Source organism: Actinoallomurus oryzae, assembly GCF_039541955.1.
Lineage (GTDB): Bacteria > Actinomycetota > Actinomycetes > Streptosporangiales > Streptosporangiaceae > Actinoallomurus > Actinoallomurus oryzae.
The window spans coordinates 1-19,023 of sequence record NZ_BAABHF010000025.1; the positions used below are offsets into that span (position 1 = coordinate 1).

Genomic DNA, 19,023 nt, shown 5'->3' on the forward strand with positions numbered 1-19,023 from the left:
CGGCGCGGGCGCCTGCACCGCGGGCCGGGCGGCCGGAGCCTGGGCCGGGGCGGGAGCCGGGGCCTGCGGGGCGGAGGCCTGCTGGGCCGGCGGCGCGGTCTCCGGCGGGGGCGCCTGCTTGGCCCGCGCGGCCTCCAGGACGTCCTGCTTGCGGATGCGGCCGCCGACGCCCGTGCCCTTGATCGAGGCCAGGTCGACGTCGTGCTCGGCCGCCAGCTTGCGGACCAGCGGGGTGACGTACGGGCTGTCGCCCGACGGCGCGCCCGCGGGCTCGGCCTGCTGCTGGGGCTGCGGGGCCGGCTGCTGCTGCGCCGGCGGCGGCCAGGACGGGGCCTGCTGCTGGGGCTGCTGCTGCGCGGCGGGGCGCTCCGGCTCGGGCGCCGGCGCGGGGGCGGGCTCCGGCTCGGCCTGTGCCTGCTCCGGCTCGGCCTGCTGCGGCGCCTCCTCCTGCTGCTGCGGCTGGGCCTGACCGCCGGTGTCCGCGGCGGCCTCGCCCTCCTGCGCGATGATCGCCAGCTCGGCGCCGACCTCGACGGTCTCGTCTTCGGCGACGGTGATGCTGCTCAGGACGCCCGCGGCCGGTGAGGGGATCTCGGTGTCGACCTTGTCGGTCGACACTTCGAGGAGCGGCTCATCGGCCTCGACGTGCTCACCTTCCTTCTTGAGCCAGCGGGTGACAGTGCCCTCGGTCACGCTCTCGCCGAGCTGGGGCATGGTTACGGAGACCGACATGGTTCTCAGCGACTCCTCTTGGTGCTGGTTCGTGCTGGGTCGGGCGGTGATCAGCCGTGGACGTGCAGTGGCTTGCCGGCGAGGGCGAGATGAGCCTCGCCGACCGCCTCGGACTGGGTGGGATGCGGATGGATCAGCTGGGCGACCTCGGACGGCAGGGCCTCCCAGTTGTAGATCAGCTGGCCCTCGGTGATGAGCTCGCCCACACGGCTGCCGACCATGTGGATTCCCAGGACCGGGCCGTCCTTCTCCGCGATGACCTTCACCTCGCCCTGAGTGCCGAGGATCTTGCTCCGCGGGTTGCCGGCCAGGTCGTAGGTGAAGGAAGTCGTCTCGATACCGCGCTCTTCGGCCGTCTTGGTGGTGATGCCCACCGAGGCGACCTCGGGCTCGGAGTAGGTGATGCGGGGTACGCCGTCGTAGTCGATCGGCGCGGGGTCCAGGCCGCCGAGCCGCTCGGCGACGAGGATGCCCTCGGCGAAGCCGACGTGCGCCAGCTGGAGCGTCGGGATCAGGTCGCCGACCGCGGAGATCGTCTCGACGTTGGTGCGGCAGTATTCGTCGACCTTCACGAAGCCGCGCTCGACCTCGACGCCGACCTCCTCCAGACCCAGGCCGTCGGAGACCGGGCCCCGGCCGACGGCGACGAGCAGGATCTCGGCGTCGAGGGCCTTGCCGCCCTCGAGCGTGACGATCACCCCGGAGTCGGTGTGCTTGACGCTCTCGTAGCGCGCGCCGAGCTCGAACTTGATGCCACGCTTGCGGAACGCCCGCTCGAGCCGCTTGGAGCTGGACTCCTCCTCCAGCGGGAGCAGGTGCGGCAGCGCCTCGACGATGGTCACCTCGGCGCCGAAGGAACGCCAGACGCTCGCGAACTCCACGCCGATCACGCCGCCGCCGAGGACCACGACCGACTGCGGGATCCGGTCGAGGGTGAGCGCGTGGTCGCTGGAGATGACCCGCTCGCCGTCGATCTCCAGGCCGGGCAGCGACCTGGGCACCGAGCCGGTGGCCAGGACGATGTGGCCGCCCTCGTACGTCGTGTCGCCGACGCGGACCTGCGTAGGCGACACGAGCCGGCCCTCGCCCTCGACGATCGTGATGCCCTTGGACTTGATCAGGCCGGTGAGGCCCTTGACAGTGGTGCTGACGACCTTGTCCTTGTAGGCGTGCACGCCCGGCAGGTCGATGCCGTCGAAACGGGCCTTGACGCCGAAGGAGGCGGCCTCACGTGTCTGGTCGGCGACCTCGGCGGCGTGCAGCAGCGCCTTGGTCGGGATGCAGCCGCGGTTGAGGCACGTGCCGCCCAGCTTGTCCTTCTCGATGAGCAGGACGCTCTTGCCCAGCTCCACCGCGCGCAACGCGCACGCATAGCCGCCGCTGCCACCACCTAGGACGACGATGTCGTAGGTGCTATTCGACACGGGACGCTCCTAACGATGCTCACTCGCGCGCCGGGCGTGGGCGCGATGGTTCTTCCCCGGGAAGCATCTTTCCACTTGTGGCCGGTGCCCGGTGACATGGCTCCCGCTCACGCCGGTGCGAACGCGCCGGATCGCGTCACGGCGCGGTGGTTCCCAGGCCCGCCGCCCGGCCGGGCGCGAACGCCGCGGGCGGGGCCTGGGAGCACACCTCAGAGCCCTTCGGCGGCGACGTCCTCGGTGATCTGCAGGAGCGTGCGCACGGCCGCCCCGGTGCCGCCCTTGGGCGTGTAGCCGTACGGCTCGCCCTTGTGGAACGCCGGGCCGGCGATGTCGAGGTGGGCCCACCGCACGCCCTCCGGTACGAACTCACGGAGGAACACGCCGGCGGTCAGCATGCCGCCCCAGCGCTCGCCGCTGACGTTGGCGATGTCGGCGACGGAGGACTCGAGGCCCTTGCGCAGCTCCTCGGGCAGCGGCATCGGCCAGGCGGCCTCGCCGGCGCGTCCCGCCGCGGCGACCACGCGGTCGCGTACGGCGTCGTCGTTGGCCATCACGCCGGCGGTGCGGGTGCCGAGCGCGACGAGCTGCGCGCCGGTGAGCGTGGCCACGTCGACGATCAGGTCGGGGTCATCCTCGCCGGAGCGCACGATCGCGTCGGCCATGACGAGGCGGCCCTCGGCGTCGGTGTTGAGCACCTCGACGGTCTTCCCGCCGTAGATGGTGAGCACGTCGGAGGGGCGCTGTGCGGTGCCGCTCGGCATGTTCTCGGCGATGGCGAGGTAGCCGACGACGTTGACCTTCGGCGCCAGCCGGGCGACCGCCTTGAGAGCGCCCAGGACGGCGGCGGCGCCGCCCATGTCGGACTTCATCCAGTCCATGGAGTCGGCGGGCTTGAGCGACAGGCCGCCGGAGTCGAAGGTGATGCCCTTGCCGACGAACGCGACGGTGTGGGCGGCCTCGGGGTGCCGGTAGGCGAGACGGACGAGCCGCGGCGGGTTGACCGATCCCTGGCCCACGCCGACGATGCCGCCGTACCCGCCCTCGACCAGCGCCTTCTCGTCGAGTACCTGGATGGACAGGCCGGTCGCGGCGGCCACCTGCTCGGCGGTCTCGGCGAAGATCTCCGGGCTCAGGTCCGACGGCGGCGTGTTGACCAGGTCGCGTACCAGCGTGACGGACTCGGCGACGACCTGGGCGCGGTGGATCGCGTCTCCGGCGTCCGCGGTGCCGACCACGGTCACCTCGCCGACGGGCTTCTTGTGGCCGTCGCCGGTGCGGTAGTTGAGGTAGGCGTAGTTGCCCAGCAGCGCGCCGGTGGCGACGGCGGTGACGTCCTCGGCGGTGGCGGCGGGCAGCGCGAGCGCGACCGACGCGGACCCGGCCAGCGAGCGCAGCGCGGCCCCGGCGGCGCGGCGCAGGGCCTCACCGCCGTCGGCGGAGGCGTCGCGCTCCTTGCCCAGGCCGACGGCGACGATGACCGGCGCGGAAAGCTTGCCGAACGTCGGGAGCTTGGTGATCTCTCCCTGCTTCCCGGTCACACCCAGGCCGGCCAGGACGGCGGCGAGACCGCCGTCGAACGCCCGATCGACAGTCTCGGCGCCGGAGGCGAGATCTATGTCGGGCTCGTTACTGACAACGCCGATCACGATCGCGTCGACGTCAAGGGTTGCGATTTCGGGATTGGCAAGCTTGAGGTTCGTCACGTGGCCAGATGCTAGTCGCACTACTGACTGGTTTCGTCAATTCGATCAACAAGGTTCGCGCCGCTGCCTGGTGCTTTGCCCGCGCCGGTGTCCGTGATCGGCCACTCACCGGGCGTTTCGTAAGCACTGCTGAAAGTAAGCTACGCTAACGATCTTCCGCCCGGCGTCCCTCAGCGGACCGACATCACCAGCAGCGCCGCCGTCGCCGCCGTCTCGACCAGCGCGCCCAGCACGTCGCCGGTCACGCCGCCCAGCCGCCGCACGGCGTGCCGGAGCAGCGCCGCCGACGCCGTCAGTCCGGCCAGGACCGCGAGGGCACCGCGCAGCGCGTCGTACGCGCCGCCGTCCGGTCCGGTCAGTGCCGCGAGCGCGCCCGCGATCGCGGTGACCAGCACGGCCGCGACCGCGTCGCGGGGCCGTACGGTGCCCGCGACGAGCGCGCCGAGCCCCTCCGGCCGCGCGGCGCGGACGCGGGTGCGGCAGGCCCACGTGACCGCGAGCCGCCCGGTCATCCCGGCCACGACGACCGCGGCCACCGGGGCCTCGGCGATCGCGGCGACCTGCACGGCGAGCGTCAGCACGAGCGTGACGACGCCGAACGGCCCGATGTCGGACTTCTTCATGATCGCCAGCGCGTCGTCGGCGGGCCGGCCGCTGCCCAGGCCGTCGGCGAGATCGGCGAGGCCGTCCAGGTGCAGGCCGCGGGTCAGCGCGGCCGTCGCACCGACCGCGAGGGCCGCGGCGAGAAACGAGCCGAAGCCCAGCCATCCGGAGACGAGGAGCACCGCCGCGGCCACCGCGCCGACGAGAAGGCCGGCGACGGGCGCCAGCGTCATCGCCCACCGGGCGGTCTCCCGGTCCACCCGCCCGGCGCGGACCGGCACGACCGTGAGCAGAGAGACGGCCAGCCGCAGCCCGTCGTTCACGGCCGGGGCGGGGCGGGCACTCACGAGCGCTCCTTCGCCGGGGGAGTGACCAGGTGCGTGTGTTCTCTGATCCGCTCGCTCATGGGCCCTCCTTCGTCGGTGGAGAGACCAGGCGCGCGTGTTCTCTGATTCGCTCGCTCCGCTCGCTCATGGGCCCTCCTTCGTGGGAGGAGTGACCGGGCGCGCGCGTTCTTCGATTCGCTCGCTCATGGCAGGTCCAGGACGCGGCCGGCGACGACGAGTGCGGTCTCCTCGGACTCGGCGGCCAGCCGCTGGTTGAGCCGGCCGAGCAGGTCGCGGAAGGCCCGGCCGACCGGGGTCTCGGGGACGACCGACAGCCCGACCTCGTCGCTGACCGCCACGACGTGGGCCTCCGTGGACCGCCAGGCCGTGACCAGCTCGTCCACGCGCGGCTGGACGGCGCGCGGGTACTCCCACGCGCCGAGGGCGTCGAACATCGCGGTCAGCCACGTGCCCATGCCGTCGATGAGGAGGGTGCCGGACGCCGTACGGAGCAGGCCCGCCACGTCGATCGTCTCGGTGGTCTCCCACCAGCCGGGCCGCCGCGCGCGGTGCGCGGCGATGCGGGCACGCCAGTCGGGGTCGTCGGGGTGCATGACGCCCGTGGCCACATAGGTCACGTCGGCATCGGCCAGCACCCGTTTCTCGGCCTCCTCCGACTTGCCCGAGCGGGCGCCGCCGAGGATGAGGGTCCGCCACGGCGCGGTGAACGGACGCCGCCACCGCTCCAGGCGGCGTTCGAGCTCGGCCGGCGACGCGATCCGGTGGTCGACCTGGACGGCCTCGACGCGTGTCGCGGAGGTCACCGCGCCGATGTGGCGCAGCCACCCCAGGTGCGCGGGGTCACCGGCCAGGTCCAGCAGGACGGCGTCGTACGGGCCGGGGGCGGGCGGCCGTGGCCGGGCGCCCGGCCGGGAGGCGAACAGCACCCGGTGGCCGCGCGGCGTGCGGACCTCGAACCCGCCCGGGATCTCCTCGCGCCGGCACTGATCGAGCGGCACCCCGTCGAGCAGGACGCGCGTCGGCTCCAACCGGCGGCGCGCGGCGCGCATGCGCGTGCAGGAGGCGCACCGGCAGCCGGGTTCGGGCCAGCCGGCCGGTCCCGCGATGCCGAGCAGGCGGAGTTCTAGTCCGTCCACGGCCGCCCCGCCTCCCGCCGGCGCGCCCGCACCCGTACGCGGGTGGTACACGAGCCGTCCTCCGCCGGGGGAGCGACCGTGCGGGCCGTGTCTTCGCGTCCCTCGTTCCGCTCGGTCACGGGCGCCGGAAGTCCACGGGAGCCTCGAACGCGGCGCGGCGGGCGGCACGGCGCAGGGCCAGCAGCACCGGGCGGCCGGTCACCGCGACCAGCACCGCGGTCGTGATCGCGCGCGGCACGTCGAACCCCATCGACGTGGCGAGGTCGAACGCCACGAACCGGCCGAGGTTCGCGGTCAGCGCCGCACCGGGTACGTAAGCGATCGACGTCGACACTCCCGTCGCGAACGGCCACAACGCCAGGTCCTGCAACGAACCATAGAGGAACGCGGCCACCGCGCCATAGCCCGTGAGCATCGCGATCTCGGCCCGGCCGCCGAGGCGCGGCAGGCAGCCCGCGAAGAACCCCACCCACGCCGCGCCGAGCATCTGGAACGGCAGCCACGGGCCCACCCCGGCGGTGAGCAGCGCGCTGGCGAGCATCGTCACCGACCCGAGCAGGTAGCCGAAGCCCCGGCCGAGCACCCGGCCGCCGTGCACCAGGACGAAGAACATCGGCTCGAACCCGGCGACCCCCGTGCCGAGCGGCCGCAGCGCCGCCCCGATCGCGGCGAGCACGCCGAGGAGGGCGACCGCCTTGGCGTCCACACCGCCCTCGGAGATCTCCGCGAGCGCGACGAGCAGCAGCAGGGGGAGCAGGAGCACGAACACCCACGACGCGGGCCCGGCCTGGGTGATGCCCGCGTGCGGCGCCACGACGAGCGGCCAGCCGAACGCCACCAGCCCCGCCAGCGACACCAGCCCGACCGCGATCGCCGACCGCGGCCGCAGCCGTACCGCGGCCACGTACCCGCCGGCTCCGCTCATGAGACCTCCCTCGCCGGAGGGCGTGACCACGGCGTCGTGCCGTCGATCCCCTCGCTCCGCTCGGTCATGAGTCCTCCTTCGTCGGAGGGCGTGACCACAGGGGCGCGTCTTTTGATTCCCTCGCTTCGCTCGGTCGTGAGTCCTCCTTCGTCGGAGGGCGTGACCACAGGGGCGCGTCTTTTGATTCCCTCGCTTCGCTCGGTCATGGCCGGTCCAGGAGCGCCGCGGTGGCCTGGGCGACGGTCAGCAGCGGCAGCGGCGCGAAGATCTTGCTCATCTGCGGCGCGAACGCGGGGGAGGAGACCAGGACCTCCTCGGTGGGGCCGTCGGAGACCACCTCGCCGTCGGCGACCACGACGACGCGGCCGGCCACCTCCGCGGCGAGTTCGACGTCGTGGGTGGCGAGCACGATCGCGTGGCCGTCGGCGGCCAGCTCCCGCAGGATCTCCACCAGCCGCGTCTTGGCCGCGTAGTCGAGGCCGCGGGTGGGCTCGTCGAGCAGGATGAGCGGCGGTCGTCCGGTGAGGATGACGGCCAGGGCGAGGCACAGCCGCCCGCCCTCGGACAGATCGCGCGGATGGACGTCGTCGGCGACGCCGGGTGCGAGGCGGCCGAACAGCGTCCGGCAGGTGCCCTCCGCCGCGGCCATGTCGCGGTCGGCGGCACGGCACTCGGCCGCGACCGTCTCGGCGTACAGCAGGTCGGCCGGGTCCTGGGGGACGAGTCCCGCGCGCCGCACCATCGCCCGGGCCCGCAGCTCGTGCGGCGCGGCGCCGAGCACCTCGACGCGGCCCGCCTCCGGCCGTACGAGGCCGACCAGCGACGACAGCAGCGAGGACTTGCCCGCGCCGTTGCGCCCCATGAGGGCGACGACCTCGCCACGCGCGACGGCGAGGTCCACGCCGCGCAGCGCGGACACCGGCCCGTACCGGATCCGCAGCCCTCGTACGGTGGCCACGGCCGCGCCGTCCGGGCGGGCGGCGGGCGCGGCGTCTTCCGCCATCCCGCCCTCTCGCGCCAGGCGGGCGCGCAGCGGCGCGGCGGCCCGGCGGGCGTCGCGGACCGACAGCGGCAGCGGCGACCAGCCCGCGGCCCGCCCGAGCCGCACGACCGGCGGGGCCACCGGCGCGTCGCCCATGACCACCGCCGCCGGGCCGTACGCCGCGGGGCCGCCGTCGCCCGCCAGCACGACGACGGTGTCGGCGAGGTGGACGACGCGTTCGAGCCGGTGTTCGGCCAGCACGACGGTGAGCGCCAGGTCGTGCACGAGCCGCTGGAGGATGGCCAGCACGTCCTCGGCGCCGACCGGGTCGAGCGCGGAGGTGGGCTCGTCCAGCACGAGCACCCGCGGATGCGCCGTCAGCACCGACCCGATCGCGACGCGTTGCGCCTGGCCGCCGGACAGCGTCGCCAGCGGGCGGTCGCGCACCGCCTCCAGGCCGAGGAGGTCGAGCGTCTCCTCGACGCGGCGCCGCATCACCGATGGCGCCAGGCCGAGCGACTCCATCCCGTACGCCAGTTCCTCCTCGACCACGTCGGTGACGAACCCGGCCCGCGGGTCCTGGCCGACGTACCCGACGACGTCGGCGAGGTCGCGCGGCGGGTGGTCGCGGGTGTCGCGGCCGGCCACGGTGACCCGGCCGGACAGGATCCCGCCGGTGAAGTGCGGGACCAGCCCGTTGACGGCGCGCAGCAGCGTCGACTTGCCCGAGCCGGTACGGCCCACGACCAGGCACAGCTCGCCCTCGTCGACCTCCAGGTCGACGCCGGACAGCACCGGGGCGGCCTCCTCGGCGTACCGGAAGCCCACCCGTTCGAAGCGGATCATCAGGCCTCCCGCCGTCCGGGCGGCGACAGCAGCGCCACGGCCACGGCCAGCACGAGGGCGGCGGCCGGGAGCACCGGCGTGCCCGCCGTGCGCGCGCCACCCGCCGTCGCGGCGGCGGACGCCAGGCCGCAGGCCGACACGGCCCACTCCGGCCACCTCCACGGGTCGGGGCGGTAGCGGGTGCGCGGCGAGCGGCGGCCGCCCAGCCACAGGCCGGCCGTTGCCGCGGCCAGGCCCAGCAGCAGCATCGGCGTGCCGAGCGCGGCCGGGGTGTCCGCGCCCAGCAGGCCGTACAGGCCGGCGCACACGGCCAGCAGCCCGGCGAGCGTCAGCCCCGCCGTGGCGCGCCGGCGCGCGGGCGAGACCGCCGCGGCACGGCCGTACCCGCGGGAGTCCATCGCCGCCGCGAGCTCCACCGACCGCTCCAGCGCGCCCTCGATCACCGGCATGGCCAGCCCGCGCACGGCGCGCAGCCCGCGGTCCGGGCGTCCGCGCAGCCGGTGCGCCGCCCGTACGCGGCGGACGTGTGTCACCGCCTGCGGCGCGAACGTCATCGCGACGACGACCGCGACGCCCATCTCGTACAGGGCGCCGGGGACGGTCTTCAGCATCCGGCTCGGACTCGCCAGGGCGTTCGCCGCGCCCAGGCAGACGAGGACGGCGGCGAGGCGCAGCCCGTCGTACAGACCGGCCCGCAGGCCGTCCGCGGTCACCGGGCCGCCGAGCCGGGTGCCGGCCATCCAGTCCGGGAGCGTCACCGACGGCAGCGTGAACAGGGCCGGGCCCGGCGCGGGCACGGCGAACACCACCCAGAAGACGACGCGCACGACCAGGACCACCGCCCCGATGCGGAGGAACACCGAGTACGAGCCCGCCCACGAGTCACCGGTGCGCCGGACGGCGACGACCAGCCCGGTGGCGGCCACGACCAGGAGCAGGAGCAGGGGGCTGGACGTGCGCGTGGCGGCGGTGGCCAGGCCGAGGGCCCACAGCCACCAGGCGCCGGGGTGCAGCGGCCGGGAGGCCCTCACCGGCGGCTCCGCCCGCCGGTCCGGCCGCTCATAGCTTGGCGCGGCGACGCACCGCCATCATGCTGCCGCCCGCGGCGAGCACGAGGAGCACACCGATGACGATCGACACCGCGGTGGATCCGGCGCTCTTCTTCTTGGCCGGCGCGGCCGTCGCGCTCGGCGAGGACGAGGACGAGGGCGCGGCGGCGGCGCAGGTGCCGAAGGCGTCGATGGCGCAGACGAGGCCGGACTTGTCCGATTGTGGCCGTGCCACCTTCGCCAGGACGTCGGAGCCGGTGGCGTTCTGCGGCACCGACGCGCAGGAGGTCTTGGCGGCGGGCGGGGTGGCGCCGGCCGGCGCGTCGGCGGCCTCGCCGTAGTCGATCACGACGGCCACCCGCTTGGCGCCCGCCTGTTTCGGGGTGGAACCGCAGATCTTGGCGAAGTCGGGGGTGCCGCGCGGCGGCGTGCCCGACTCCCCGCTCGACTTGGCGAACCGCCAGCCCTCGACGGCGCCGTCCTTGGGATGGGTGGACGCCGGTCCGGTCTGGGCGAACGCCCACTTGGAGCCGTCGGCCTGCCAGTAGCCCCAGAACGCGGTGGCGTCCGCCGACGCGGGGGCCGCGAGCGCCCAGACGACCCAGAGGACGAGTGCCAGGATGGACCCTGGGGCCGCGATGACGCGGAAACGAGCCGTGAGCATGGGCGCCTTTCGATGGGTGTGGTGCCGGCGGGGACGGGCGCACCACGAGCCGCACGCGCCCGGACTCCCACCCGCAGACCACGACGGATTCTCGGAGCCGCTCGCGCCGACGCGAGCGTCCGGCTCGCCGCGCGGGCGGGGGGCCCGCACGGCACACGGTTGCGGGTCAGCGCCGGATTCGGACCGGCTTTCCCCACGTCGGCGCGGTGTGCTGCTGCCGATGAGTTGACCACGGACGCCGAGACCTCGTCAAAACGGCCCACACCGGTAATCTGGCGAACCGTGAGCCACCCCCCGAGCGGCCCGCCCCCCGGGGACCGCGAGCCGCGGGACGACCTGCCGTACGGCCCCGGCTACGGGCCGTTCCCGCCGCCGGGGGCCGGACCGCCTCCCGGGGCATGGCCGCCGCCCGCGTACGGGCCGCCGCCTCCCGGCGGCGCACCGCCCTACGGCCCACCGTACGGCCCGCCCTACGGTGCTCCGCCGCCGTACGGGCCGCCGCCGGTCCGGCGTCGCCGTGGCCTCGTCGTCGGCCTCGTCGCCGGGTTCGTCGTCCTGGCGGTGTGCGTGACCGTCACGGCGATCCTGCTGCGGCGCGACGGCGACCGCCCCGAGCCGGTCGCCGCCGCGCCGGGCGTGACCGTCACGACCGCGGGCGACGGCACCGTGACCATGGTCAAGGCGGGCGCGGGGCGCACGGTCGTGGACGTCTATGAGGACTTCCAGTGTCCGGTCTGCAAGGAGTTCCACCGGATCAACGACGCGACCCTGAAGAACCTCGCGGGGGAGGGCCGCGCCAAGGTCGTCTACCACCCCATCGTGATCTTCAGCAGCGAGCCCCTGTCGGGCAACTCCACGCGGGCCGCCGCGGCCGCGCACTGCGTCACCGACGGGGACCGCTGGCTGGCCTACCAGGACCAGCTGTTCCTCCACCAGCCGGAAGAGGGGAGCCAGGGCTTCAGCGTCGCGGACCTGCTGTCGTTCGGGAAGACGGCCGGGGAGACCGGTTCGGGCTTCGCCTCCTGCGTACGGACCCTGCGGTACGCCGCGGAGGTGCGACGGACGAGCCAGGCGGCGATCTCCGGCGGCATCTCCGGCACGCCGACGGTGAAGGTGAACGGCGAGGCCTTGGCGACGGATGAGACGATGACCGCCGAAGGCCTGCGGAATGCGGTCGTCGCGGCCGGATGAGGGAGCACGTGCGCGGAGGTAACAGGAGAGTCATGCCCTGGAGCTGGCGGTACGAGAAGGCGGACGGGTCACCGATCGACGCACCCGGCCTCGGCGAGGAGACATGGAGTACCCAGGCCGACGCCGAGTCGTGGGTCGGGGAGAACTGGCGGGGCCTGGTGGAGTCCGGCGTCGACCAGGTCAGCCTGCTGGAGGACGGCCGGGTCGTCTACGGCCCGATGAGCCTGCACCCGCCGGAGGGCTGAGGCCACGGCCCGTGACGCGCCGCGACGGGCTCGGCGCCCCGTCGCGGCGATCACGCGCCCGCCGGCATGACCGAGGTCACGCCGGCGCGGCCGGGGTCACGGACGGCGCGGCGGGCTGACCGTCCTGGCCGGGTCACGCTCGATGACCGGCTCCAGGACCTCGTCGATGCGCTTGAGCAGCGCAGGGTCCAGCCGTACGCCGGCCGCGCGCGCGTTGTCGCGTACCTGCTCGGGCCGGCTCGCGCCGATGATGGCGGAGGAGACGTTGGGGTTCTGCAGCACCCAGGCCACCGCGAGCTGGGCCATCGAAAGGCCCGCCTCCTCGGCGATCGGCCGCAGCCGCTGCACCCGCGTCAGGACCTCCTCGCGCAGGACGCGCTTGATCACGGACGCGCCGCCCTCCGCGTCGGTCGCGCGGGAGCCCGCGGGCGGCGCCTGGCCGGGCACGTACTTGCCGGTCAGCACGCCCTGGGCGAGTGGCGAGAAGACGACCTGCCCGACGCCCTCGCGTTCGGACAGCGGCACGACCTCGGACTCGATGACGCGCCACAGCATGCTGTACTGCGGCTGGTTGGACACGATCCGGTCCAGGCCCATCTCGTCGGCGATCTTCAGTGCGCGGGCGATCTCCTCGGCGCGCCACTCCGACACGCCGACGTAGAGGACCTTGCCCTGGCGTACGAGGTCGTCGAAGGCCCGCAGGGTCTCCTCGAGCGGCGTCTCGTGGTCGAACCGGTGCGCCTGGTACAGGTCGACGTAGTCGGTCCCGAGGCGGCGCAGGGAGCCGTGGATCGACTCGAAGATGTGCTTGCGCGACAGGCCGCGGTCGTTCCGGCCATCACCGGTCGGCCAGTACACCTTGGTGAAGATCTCCAGCGACTCGCGGCGCTGCCCCCTGAGCGCGCGGCCGAGCACCTCCTCGGCCCGCGTGCCGGCGTAGACGTCGGCGGTGTCGAACGTCGTGATCCCCTCGTCGAGGGCGGCCTTCACGCACGCGGCGGCGGCCTCCTCCTCGATCTGCGAACCGTGGGTGATCCAGTTTCCGTAGGCGAGTTCACTGACCATGAGGCCGCTGCGGCCGAGATGACGAAACTCCATGTTCTGGAACACTAACCCGGCCGCCCGGGCGTCATCCGCCGGGCCGGGAGGGAGTCAGATCTCGGCCTTCTGCCCCGGCTTGAGACGGGCCTGCGGCATGCGCAGCCGCCGGATCTGCATCGAGCGCGTCACCGCGTAGATGCCGACGCCCTGGGTGCTCTCGTCGGGGAAGCGCTCGCGCGCGAGCTTCTTCACCCGGCTGGAGATCACGACCGACTCGACGATGATCACGGCGAGGATCACCGGCAGCCCGAACGTCTGCAGGTAGATGCGCACGGTCAGCGGCGCCACCATCGACAGCACGACGACCAGGATGGTGAGGTACATGAAGAACTCGCCGAACGTGCGCCGGGAGTCGACGTAATCGCGGGCGAGCTTGCGTACCGGGCCTTTGTCGCGCCGGGGCAGATAACGCTCGTCACCGCGGGCGATGCCCTCACGGATCTGCTTGGCGTTGCCGGGGCGGCGCGTGCGCTGCTCGCGGTCGCGGCGAAGGGCCTCCCGGCGGGTCTTCGGGGCCGTTATCGGCTGGCGGTTGCGCTTTTCGGCGTCGCGGCGTTTGGGCGTGGGCCGGCCCTTGCCCACCGTCTTGGTGGTCTTGCCTGCCTCGGGGGGCTGGGGCGGCTCTTCGGTGGCGGTCTCGGTACGGCGTCGGAACACGCAGATCAGCCTACCGGCGCCGGGACGCGAACATAATGACTGTCTTGGTCGTTAACGCGTAGGGTGGTGGCTAACCCCAGCAGCGTTCGCAGAGGCACCAGCACGAAGGGACCGGCCACGCGCGATGAGCGTGATGAAACGAATGTCGATGATCTTCAAGTCCAAGGCCAACAAGGCGCTGGACAAAATGGAGGATCCTCGCGAAACCCTTGACTATTCGTACCAGCGCCAGCTTGAGATGCTCCAGAAGGTCCGCCGCGGCGTGGCCGACGTGGCCACCTCCCGCAAGCGGCTCGAACTCCAGATCAACCAGCTGGAGCAGCAGCAGGCGAAGCTCACCGACCAGGGTCGGAAGGCCCTCCAGGTGGGCCGTGAGGACCTCGCACGTGAGGCGCTGACCCGCCGGGGCGGTCTCGACAGCCAGCTGAACGACCTGCGGGCGCAGTACCAGCAGCTCCAGGGCGAGGAGGAGAAGCTCACGCTCGCCTCCCAGCGGCTGCAGGCGAAGGTCGACTCCTTCCGCACGCGCAAGGAGACCATCAAGGCCACCTACACGGCGGCCGAGGCGCAGACCAAGATCAACGAGGCGTTCTCCGGCATCTCCGAGGAGATGGGCGATGTCGGCCTCGCGATCCAGCGCGCCGAGGAGAAGACCGAGAACATGAAGGCGCGTGCCGGCGCCATCGACGAACTGCTCGCCTCGGGCGCCCTGGAGGACTACTCCGGTCCGCGCGACGACATCCAGGCCGAGCTCGACCGCATGGGCGCGGGTCCCGGCGTCGACCTCGAGCTGGAGCAGATGAAGGCCGAGCTCGGCATGGCGCCCGCGCCCAAGCAGCTCGACGCCGCCCAGGGACAACAGCAGGGGCAGCAGGCTCCGCAGGCTCAGCCGCACCAGACGCCGAACCAGGCGCCGCAGCAGCCGCGGGAGGGCCAGTGATCGTCCGGATCATGGGCGAGGGCCAGGTCGACGTCGTCGACGGTGACCTGACCGCTCTCAATACGCTCGACGGCGAGCTCGAAGCGGCGATCGAGTCGGGCGACGAGGAGAAGTTCCGCGGGGCGCTGCACGCCCTGCTGGAGCAGGTCCGCACGGTGGGCAAGGCCCTGCCGGCCGAGGAGATCGCCCCGTCGGACCTGATCCTGCCGCCGGCCGACGCCACGATGGACGAGGTCCGCGCGATGCTGGGTGATGAGGGACTCATCCCGGACTGACCTGGCACCTATCACGCCGCTTCGGCGTTAGTACGGGGTGAACGCAGGTCGGGGGTAGGAGGAGCACGATGGCGCGTTCTCGATTCGCACCGGACCGGGGACTCACGGCTCGCATGCTGGTGACGATGTTCCTGCTGGGGCTGCTTTACGTCGTCTTCGTCGGATTCTTCATCGTGTACCTCCCCCAGATGTGGGTGCTGGTCCTGGTCATCGCGGTGGGCTTCCTGCTGGTCCAGTACTTCTTCTCCGACAAGCTCGCCCTGTTCGCCATGCACGGGCGGGTGGTCTCCGAACAGGAGGCGCCGGAGCTGCACGGGGTCATCGACCGCATCTGCGCGATGTCCGACATGCCGAAGCCGCGGGTGGCGGTGGCCGACACGGACGTGCCGAACGCCTTCGCCACCGGACGCAACCAGGACAACGCGGTCGTCTGCGTCACGACGGGGCTGCTCCGCCGGCTCGACACCACCGAGCTGGAGGGCGTGCTCGCGCACGAGCTCTCCCACGTCGCCCACCGCGACGTCGCCGTGATGACGATCGCGTCGTTCCTGGGCATCCTGGCCGGCCTGCTCACGCGGTTCGGCCTCCAGTGGGGCCTGTGGGGCGGCTTCAACGACCGCAACCGCAACAACAACGACCAGAGCACCGCGATGGTGCTCCTGGTCGTCATCGGGGTCAGCGCGGCCGTCTACGCGATCAGCTTCCTGCTCACCCGGGCGCTGTCGCGCTACCGCGAGCTGTCCGCGGACCGGTCGGCGGCGGAGCTGACGGGCCGACCGTCGGCGCTGGCCAGCGCGCTGACGAAGGTGACCGGCGACATGGCCCGCATCCCGACGAAGGACCTGCGCGCGGCCGAGCCGTTCAACGCCTTCTACTTCGCACCGGCGTTCTCGAAGGGGTTCAGCATCTCCACGCTCTTCTCCACGCACCCGTCGCTCGAGCAGCGCCTCGAGCAGCTCGCGAAGATCTCCGCCCAGCTCGGCAAGGGCGTGTGACATGGGTTTCCTCGACACCCTGCTCGGGCGCTCCAAGCCGAAGAAGCCCGACCTCGACCGGCTGTTCGCGCTGCCCACGGCCGCGCTCACGCTGGAGGCCGCGGCCGGGCTCACGCCCACGGGCGTCGGCTCGGTCTGCTTCCGCGCCGCCGAGGGCGCGGCGTTCGCCCAGATCGAGAGTGACGTGCGCGAGCTGCTCGACTCCGCCGAGGGGCCCAAGGTCGAGCTGAGCACCGACTCCTACGGCTACACCTGGCTCGTGAGCCGGCACGAGCCCACCGACCTCGCCGGGCTCGTCACCGACATCCACGCCGTCAACTCCTCCCTGGAGTCCGGCGGGTTCGGGCCGCAGCTGCTGTGCTCGGTGGTGGCCTTCGCGACCCCGGACGGCCGCCGTACGGGCCTGGTCTACCTCTACAAGCGGGGCACGTTCTACCCGTTCGCGCCGACGTCGGGGGAGCGGCGCGACAACGCCCTGGAGCTCCAGGTGCGCGGTGCGGTCGGCGCCGACCTGCCGGTGGAGAGCGACCTGAGCCGCTGGTTCCCGGTCTGGGGCGCCCCCGGCCTGTAGGAAGATCGGCGGCGTGAAGCGCTTGCGGCCCGTCGATCTGGCGCGTGAGCACGGCCTGTCCCCGCAGGCCGTACGCAACTACGAAGAGGCGGGCATCCTTCCCGCGGCGGAGCGCACGCCCACCGGCTACCGGATCTACACGCCCCTGCACGCCCAGGCCCTGCGCGCCTTCGTCGCCCTGATGCCGGGCCACGGTCACCAGACCGCCACGGCGATCATGACGGCCGTCAACGAGGGGCGGACCGCCGACGCCCTCACGCTCGTCGACGAGAGCCACGCCCGGCTTCTGGAGGACCGGCGGACGCTGACAGCGGTCGAGGCGGCCCTCCGCGACCTGACGGCCGATCCGGAACCGCCCGGCGGGACGTACGGCGGCCGTGGAGGCGGTGAGACGGTCCGCCGTGACCGTACGGGAGCCGAGACCTCGGTGGGGCCGCTGGCGCGGCGGCTCGGCCTCCGGCCCGCGACGCTCCGCAAGTGGGAACGCGCCGGTCTGGTCCGCCCGCGACGCGACCCGAGGACCGGTTACCGCGTCTACACCGACGCGGACGTACGGGACGCCCGGCTGGCCCACCAGCTGCGGCGGGGCGGATACCTGCTGCGGCAGATCGCACCGCTCCTGGACCGCGTCCGCGAGGCCGGCGGCGTCGAACCCCTGCGGGCGACCCTGGACGAATGGCGCGGCCGGCTCGACGCGCGCGGCCGCGCCCTGCTGGCGGGCGCGGCCGAACTCGACACCTATCTACGACAGCGCGAGCCCCCCGCCCGTACGACGGCCGGCCGGACCTGACCAGGCCCCGTACGCGGGGGTCCTACGGCAGGGCCAGCATGCGGTCGAGGGCGACCCGGGCGTAGTGCGCGGTCTCGGCCTCCACCGTGATCTGGTTCACGACCTCCCCGCGCGCCAGGGACTCCAGCGACCAGACCAGGTGCGGCAGGTCGATGCGGTTCATGGTCGAGCAGAAGCACACGGTCCGGTCCAGGAACACCACGGTCTTGTCCGGGTGGCGGCCGGCCAGGCGCTTGACGAGGTTCAGCTCGGTGCCGACCGCCCAGGCCGTGCCGGCCGGGGCCTCCTCGATGGTGCGGATGATGTACTCCGTCGAGCCGATCAGGTCGGCGGCCTGAACGACCTCGTGGCGGCATTCGGGGTGGACCAGCACGTTGACGCCGGGGATGCGGGCGCGCACCTCGTTCACCGAGTCGAGGCTGAACCGGCCGTGCACCGAGCAGTGCCCCCGCCACAGGATCATCGTCGCGTCGCGCAGCTCGGCGGTGGACAGGCCGCCGTCCGGCCGGTTCGGGCTGTAGACGACGCAGTCGTCCAGGGACAGGCCCATCTCCAGGACGGCCGTGTTGCGGCCGAGGTGCTGGTCGGGCAGGAACAGCACCTTCGAGCCCTTGGCGAAGGCCCACTCCAACGCCCGCCGGGCGTTGGAGGACGTGCACACCACGCCCCCGTGGCGGCCGACGAAGGCCTTGATGTCGGCGGAGGAGTTCATGTACGTGATCGGCACCACGTCGCCGGCGATCCCGGCGTCCTCCAGGACCTCCCAGCACTCCTCGACCTGGTCGTAGGTGGCCATGTCGGCCATCGAGCAGCCGGCGGCCAGGTCGGGCAGGACGACCTGCTGGTCGGCCGAGGTGAGGATGTCGGCCGACTCGGCCATGAAGTGGACGCCGCAGAAGACGATGTAGGGAGCCTGGGGCCGCGCCGCGGCCTCCTGGGCGAGTTTGAACGAGTCGCCGGTCACGTCGGCGAACTGGATGACCTCGTCCCGCTGGTAGTGGTGGCCCAGGACGAAGAGGCGGTCGCCGAGGGCCGCCTTGGCCGCGCGGGCGCGCTCCACCAGAGCCGGGTCCGAAGCGGGCGGGAGCTCACCGGGGCAGGAGACCCCGCGTTCGCTGGCCGGGTCCGCGCCCTGTCCGAGGATCAGCAGGCTGCTGCCGGTGGTCACTTGGGGGTCCCTCCTTCAACAGACTTATCGTCGATTTGACGATACTGCACGAGCGGGCGGTATGGGGGCTTCAGGTCCTGTTTGTAGGGATATGCGGCCAGGAACACAGCGGTGGACTTGGGGAATGGCCGGGGGCAGCGGGTACGTTGTGGTGGAGGGAAAGCCAACAGCGACGGTCGTCACGGGACGGCCGAGCCAACCGGGAGTTCGCACATGACGGTTTCGACCGACACCTCCACGCAGAATGGCGTCATCCTCACCGACGCCGCGGCGGAGAAGGCCAAGAGCCTGCTCGAGCAGCAGGGCGAGGAAGGCCTCGCGCTGCGTGTGCAGGTCCAGCCCGGCGGCTGCTCGGGCCTGATCTACCAGCTCTACTTCGACGACCGTGAGGTGGACGGCGACCTGGTCCAGGACTTCAACGGCCTGAGCGTCCGCGTCGACCGCATGAGCGTGCCGTACCTCTCGGGCGCGAAGATCGACTTCGTCGACACGATCGAGAAGCAGGGCTTCACGATCGACAACCCCAACGCGGGCGGCTCCTGCGCCTGCGGCGACTCGTTCCACTAAGCCTTCAGCGCTTCGCCGGATCATGGTGCCCGTGTTCCCGGGAACACCCGAGAACACGGGCATTCGGCATGCCGGCCTCGGCCCATGGTGCCCGTGTTCCCAGGATCACCCG

20 protein-coding genes are annotated in these 19,023 nt (G+C 72.9%); 8 read left to right on the plus strand and 12 right to left on the minus strand.

From position 1 onward, the window contains the following. From ABEA10_RS23615 to ABEA10_RS23655, 9 genes are all read right to left on the minus strand, one after another. Positions 1-732: biotin/lipoyl-containing protein (locus ABEA10_RS23615; protein WP_345467425.1), on the minus strand; the 732-nt coding region annotated here is incomplete at its 3' end. Between the two features lie 50 nt (positions 733-782). Next, the gene (gene lpdA / locus ABEA10_RS23620) at positions 783-2,156 is read right to left on the minus strand and encodes a dihydrolipoyl dehydrogenase (RefSeq protein ID WP_345467428.1); all 1,374 of its coding nucleotides are present in this window, start codon (positions 2,154-2,156) and stop codon (positions 783-785) included. A 209-nt stretch (positions 2,157-2,365) separates the two neighbouring features. Then, a complete protein-coding gene (locus ABEA10_RS23625; RefSeq protein WP_345467431.1) occupies positions 2,366-3,859 on the minus strand; it encodes a leucyl aminopeptidase in 1,494 nt (497 codons plus the stop codon). Between the two features lie 170 nt (positions 3,860-4,029). Continuing rightward, positions 4,030-4,809, minus strand: coding sequence for an adenosylcobinamide-GDP ribazoletransferase (locus ABEA10_RS23630; protein ID WP_345467434.1), 780 nt, complete (start codon positions 4,807-4,809; stop codon positions 4,030-4,032). A 182-nt stretch (positions 4,810-4,991) separates the two neighbouring features. Further along, positions 4,992-5,945, minus strand: coding sequence for a bifunctional adenosylcobinamide kinase/adenosylcobinamide-phosphate guanylyltransferase (locus tag ABEA10_RS23635; protein WP_345467437.1), 954 nt, complete (start codon positions 5,943-5,945; stop codon positions 4,992-4,994). 115 nt (positions 5,946-6,060) lie between these two features. Continuing rightward, positions 6,061-6,870 (minus strand): ECF transporter S component, encoded by an 810-nt coding sequence (locus tag ABEA10_RS23640; protein ID WP_345467440.1) that lies wholly within the window; start codon positions 6,868-6,870, stop codon positions 6,061-6,063. Between the two features lie 202 nt (positions 6,871-7,072). Then, entirely contained in the window at positions 7,073-8,698 is a 1,626-nt protein-coding gene (locus ABEA10_RS23645; protein ID WP_345467444.1) for an ABC transporter ATP-binding protein, read from the minus strand. Then, on the minus strand, positions 8,698-9,729 hold the full coding sequence (locus tag ABEA10_RS23650; RefSeq protein ID WP_345467447.1) for an energy-coupling factor transporter transmembrane component T: 1,032 nt from the start codon (positions 9,727-9,729) through the stop codon (positions 8,698-8,700). Before ABEA10_RS23650 ends, ABEA10_RS23645 begins: the two co-directional genes overlap by 1 nt. A gap of 28 nt (positions 9,730-9,757) precedes the next feature. Further along, positions 9,758-10,411: an SCO2322 family protein gene (locus ABEA10_RS23655; RefSeq protein WP_345467450.1), complete on the minus strand. Its 654-nt coding sequence runs from the start codon at positions 10,409-10,411 to the stop codon at positions 9,758-9,760. 282 nt (positions 10,412-10,693) lie between these two features. On the opposite strand from ABEA10_RS23655, the gene ABEA10_RS23660 reads away from it, so the two are divergent. After that, positions 10,694-11,602: a DsbA family protein gene (locus tag ABEA10_RS23660; protein ID WP_345467453.1), complete on the plus strand. Its 909-nt coding sequence runs from the start codon at positions 10,694-10,696 to the stop codon at positions 11,600-11,602. Between the two features lie 32 nt (positions 11,603-11,634). Next, a complete protein-coding gene (locus tag ABEA10_RS23665) occupies positions 11,635-11,847 on the plus strand; it encodes a hypothetical protein (protein ID WP_329257762.1) in 213 nt (70 codons plus the stop codon). Between the two features lie 96 nt (positions 11,848-11,943). Here ABEA10_RS23665 and ABEA10_RS23670 read toward each other — a convergent pair whose 3' ends face one another. Together ABEA10_RS23670 and ABEA10_RS23675 are read right to left on the minus strand one after the other, a co-directional pair. Beyond that, positions 11,944-12,945, minus strand: a complete 1,002-nt coding sequence (locus ABEA10_RS23670) for an aldo/keto reductase family protein (RefSeq protein ID WP_345467459.1) — start codon at positions 12,943-12,945, stop codon at positions 11,944-11,946. Between the two features lie 54 nt (positions 12,946-12,999). Then, entirely contained in the window at positions 13,000-13,605 is a 606-nt protein-coding gene (locus ABEA10_RS23675; RefSeq protein ID WP_345467462.1) for a DUF3043 domain-containing protein, read from the minus strand. A 124-nt stretch (positions 13,606-13,729) separates the two neighbouring features. Between ABEA10_RS23675 and ABEA10_RS23680 the strand changes: the two genes are divergently transcribed. The 5 genes from ABEA10_RS23680 to ABEA10_RS23700 all read left to right on the plus strand — a co-directional run bounded on the left by ABEA10_RS23680 (position 13,730) and on the right by ABEA10_RS23700 (position 17,176). Next, positions 13,730-14,545 carry a PspA/IM30 family protein gene (locus tag ABEA10_RS23680; protein WP_329257768.1) on the plus strand — a complete coding sequence of 272 codons (816 nt, stop codon included), beginning with the start codon at positions 13,730-13,732 and terminating at the stop codon, positions 14,543-14,545. Beyond that, a complete protein-coding gene (pspAA, locus tag ABEA10_RS23685; protein WP_329257771.1) occupies positions 14,542-14,820 on the plus strand; it encodes a PspA-associated protein PspAA in 279 nt (92 codons plus the stop codon). The genes ABEA10_RS23680 and pspAA overlap by 4 nt, the downstream gene beginning before the upstream one ends. A gap of 68 nt (positions 14,821-14,888) precedes the next feature. Continuing rightward, complete coding sequence (gene htpX / locus ABEA10_RS23690; RefSeq protein WP_345467466.1) at positions 14,889-15,815, plus strand: zinc metalloprotease HtpX; 927 nt, start codon at positions 14,889-14,891, stop codon at positions 15,813-15,815. 1 nt (position 15,816) lies between these two features. Beyond that, the gene (gene pspAB, locus ABEA10_RS23695) at positions 15,817-16,386 is read left to right on the plus strand and encodes a PspA-associated protein PspAB (protein ID WP_345467468.1); all 570 of its coding nucleotides are present in this window, start codon (positions 15,817-15,819) and stop codon (positions 16,384-16,386) included. A gap of 22 nt (positions 16,387-16,408) precedes the next feature. After that, positions 16,409-17,176, plus strand: a complete 768-nt coding sequence (locus tag ABEA10_RS23700; protein ID WP_329262392.1) for a TioE family transcriptional regulator — start codon at positions 16,409-16,411, stop codon at positions 17,174-17,176. A 22-nt stretch (positions 17,177-17,198) separates the two neighbouring features. On the opposite strand, the gene nadA is transcribed toward ABEA10_RS23700, so the two are convergent. Then, positions 17,199-18,344, minus strand: coding sequence for a quinolinate synthase NadA (gene nadA, locus ABEA10_RS23705; RefSeq protein ID WP_345467471.1), 1,146 nt, complete (start codon positions 18,342-18,344; stop codon positions 17,199-17,201). 213 nt (positions 18,345-18,557) lie between these two features. On the opposite strand from nadA, the gene ABEA10_RS23710 reads away from it, so the two are divergent. Continuing rightward, a complete protein-coding gene (locus ABEA10_RS23710) occupies positions 18,558-18,911 on the plus strand; it encodes a HesB/IscA family protein (RefSeq protein WP_345467474.1) in 354 nt (117 codons plus the stop codon). The last annotated feature ends 112 nt before the right edge of the window (positions 18,912-19,023 follow it).

Coding starts and splice junctions, on each gene's coding strand:
- ABEA10_RS23665 (WP_329257762.1), top strand. CDS start 11,635: ATGCCCTGGAGCTGGCGGTACGAGAAGGCGGACGGGTCACCGATCGAC.
- ABEA10_RS23680 (WP_329257768.1), top strand. CDS start 13,730: ATGAGCGTGATGAAACGAATGTCGATGATCTTCAAGTCCAAGGCCAAC.
- ABEA10_RS23640 (WP_345467440.1), bottom strand. CDS start 6,870: ATGAGCGGAGCCGGCGGGTACGTGGCCGCGGTACGGCTGCGGCCGCGG.
- htpX (WP_345467466.1), top strand. CDS start 14,889: ATGGCGCGTTCTCGATTCGCACCGGACCGGGGACTCACGGCTCGCATG.
- pspAB (WP_345467468.1), top strand. CDS start 15,817: ATGGGTTTCCTCGACACCCTGCTCGGGCGCTCCAAGCCGAAGAAGCCC.
- ABEA10_RS23670 (WP_345467459.1), bottom strand. CDS start 12,945: ATGGAGTTTCGTCATCTCGGCCGCAGCGGCCTCATGGTCAGTGAACTC.
- ABEA10_RS23645 (WP_345467444.1), bottom strand. CDS start 8,698: ATGATCCGCTTCGAACGGGTGGGCTTCCGGTACGCCGAGGAGGCCGCC.
- ABEA10_RS23710 (WP_345467474.1), top strand. CDS start 18,558: ATGACGGTTTCGACCGACACCTCCACGCAGAATGGCGTCATCCTCACC.
- ABEA10_RS23655 (WP_345467450.1), bottom strand. CDS start 10,411: ATGCTCACGGCTCGTTTCCGCGTCATCGCGGCCCCAGGGTCCATCCTG.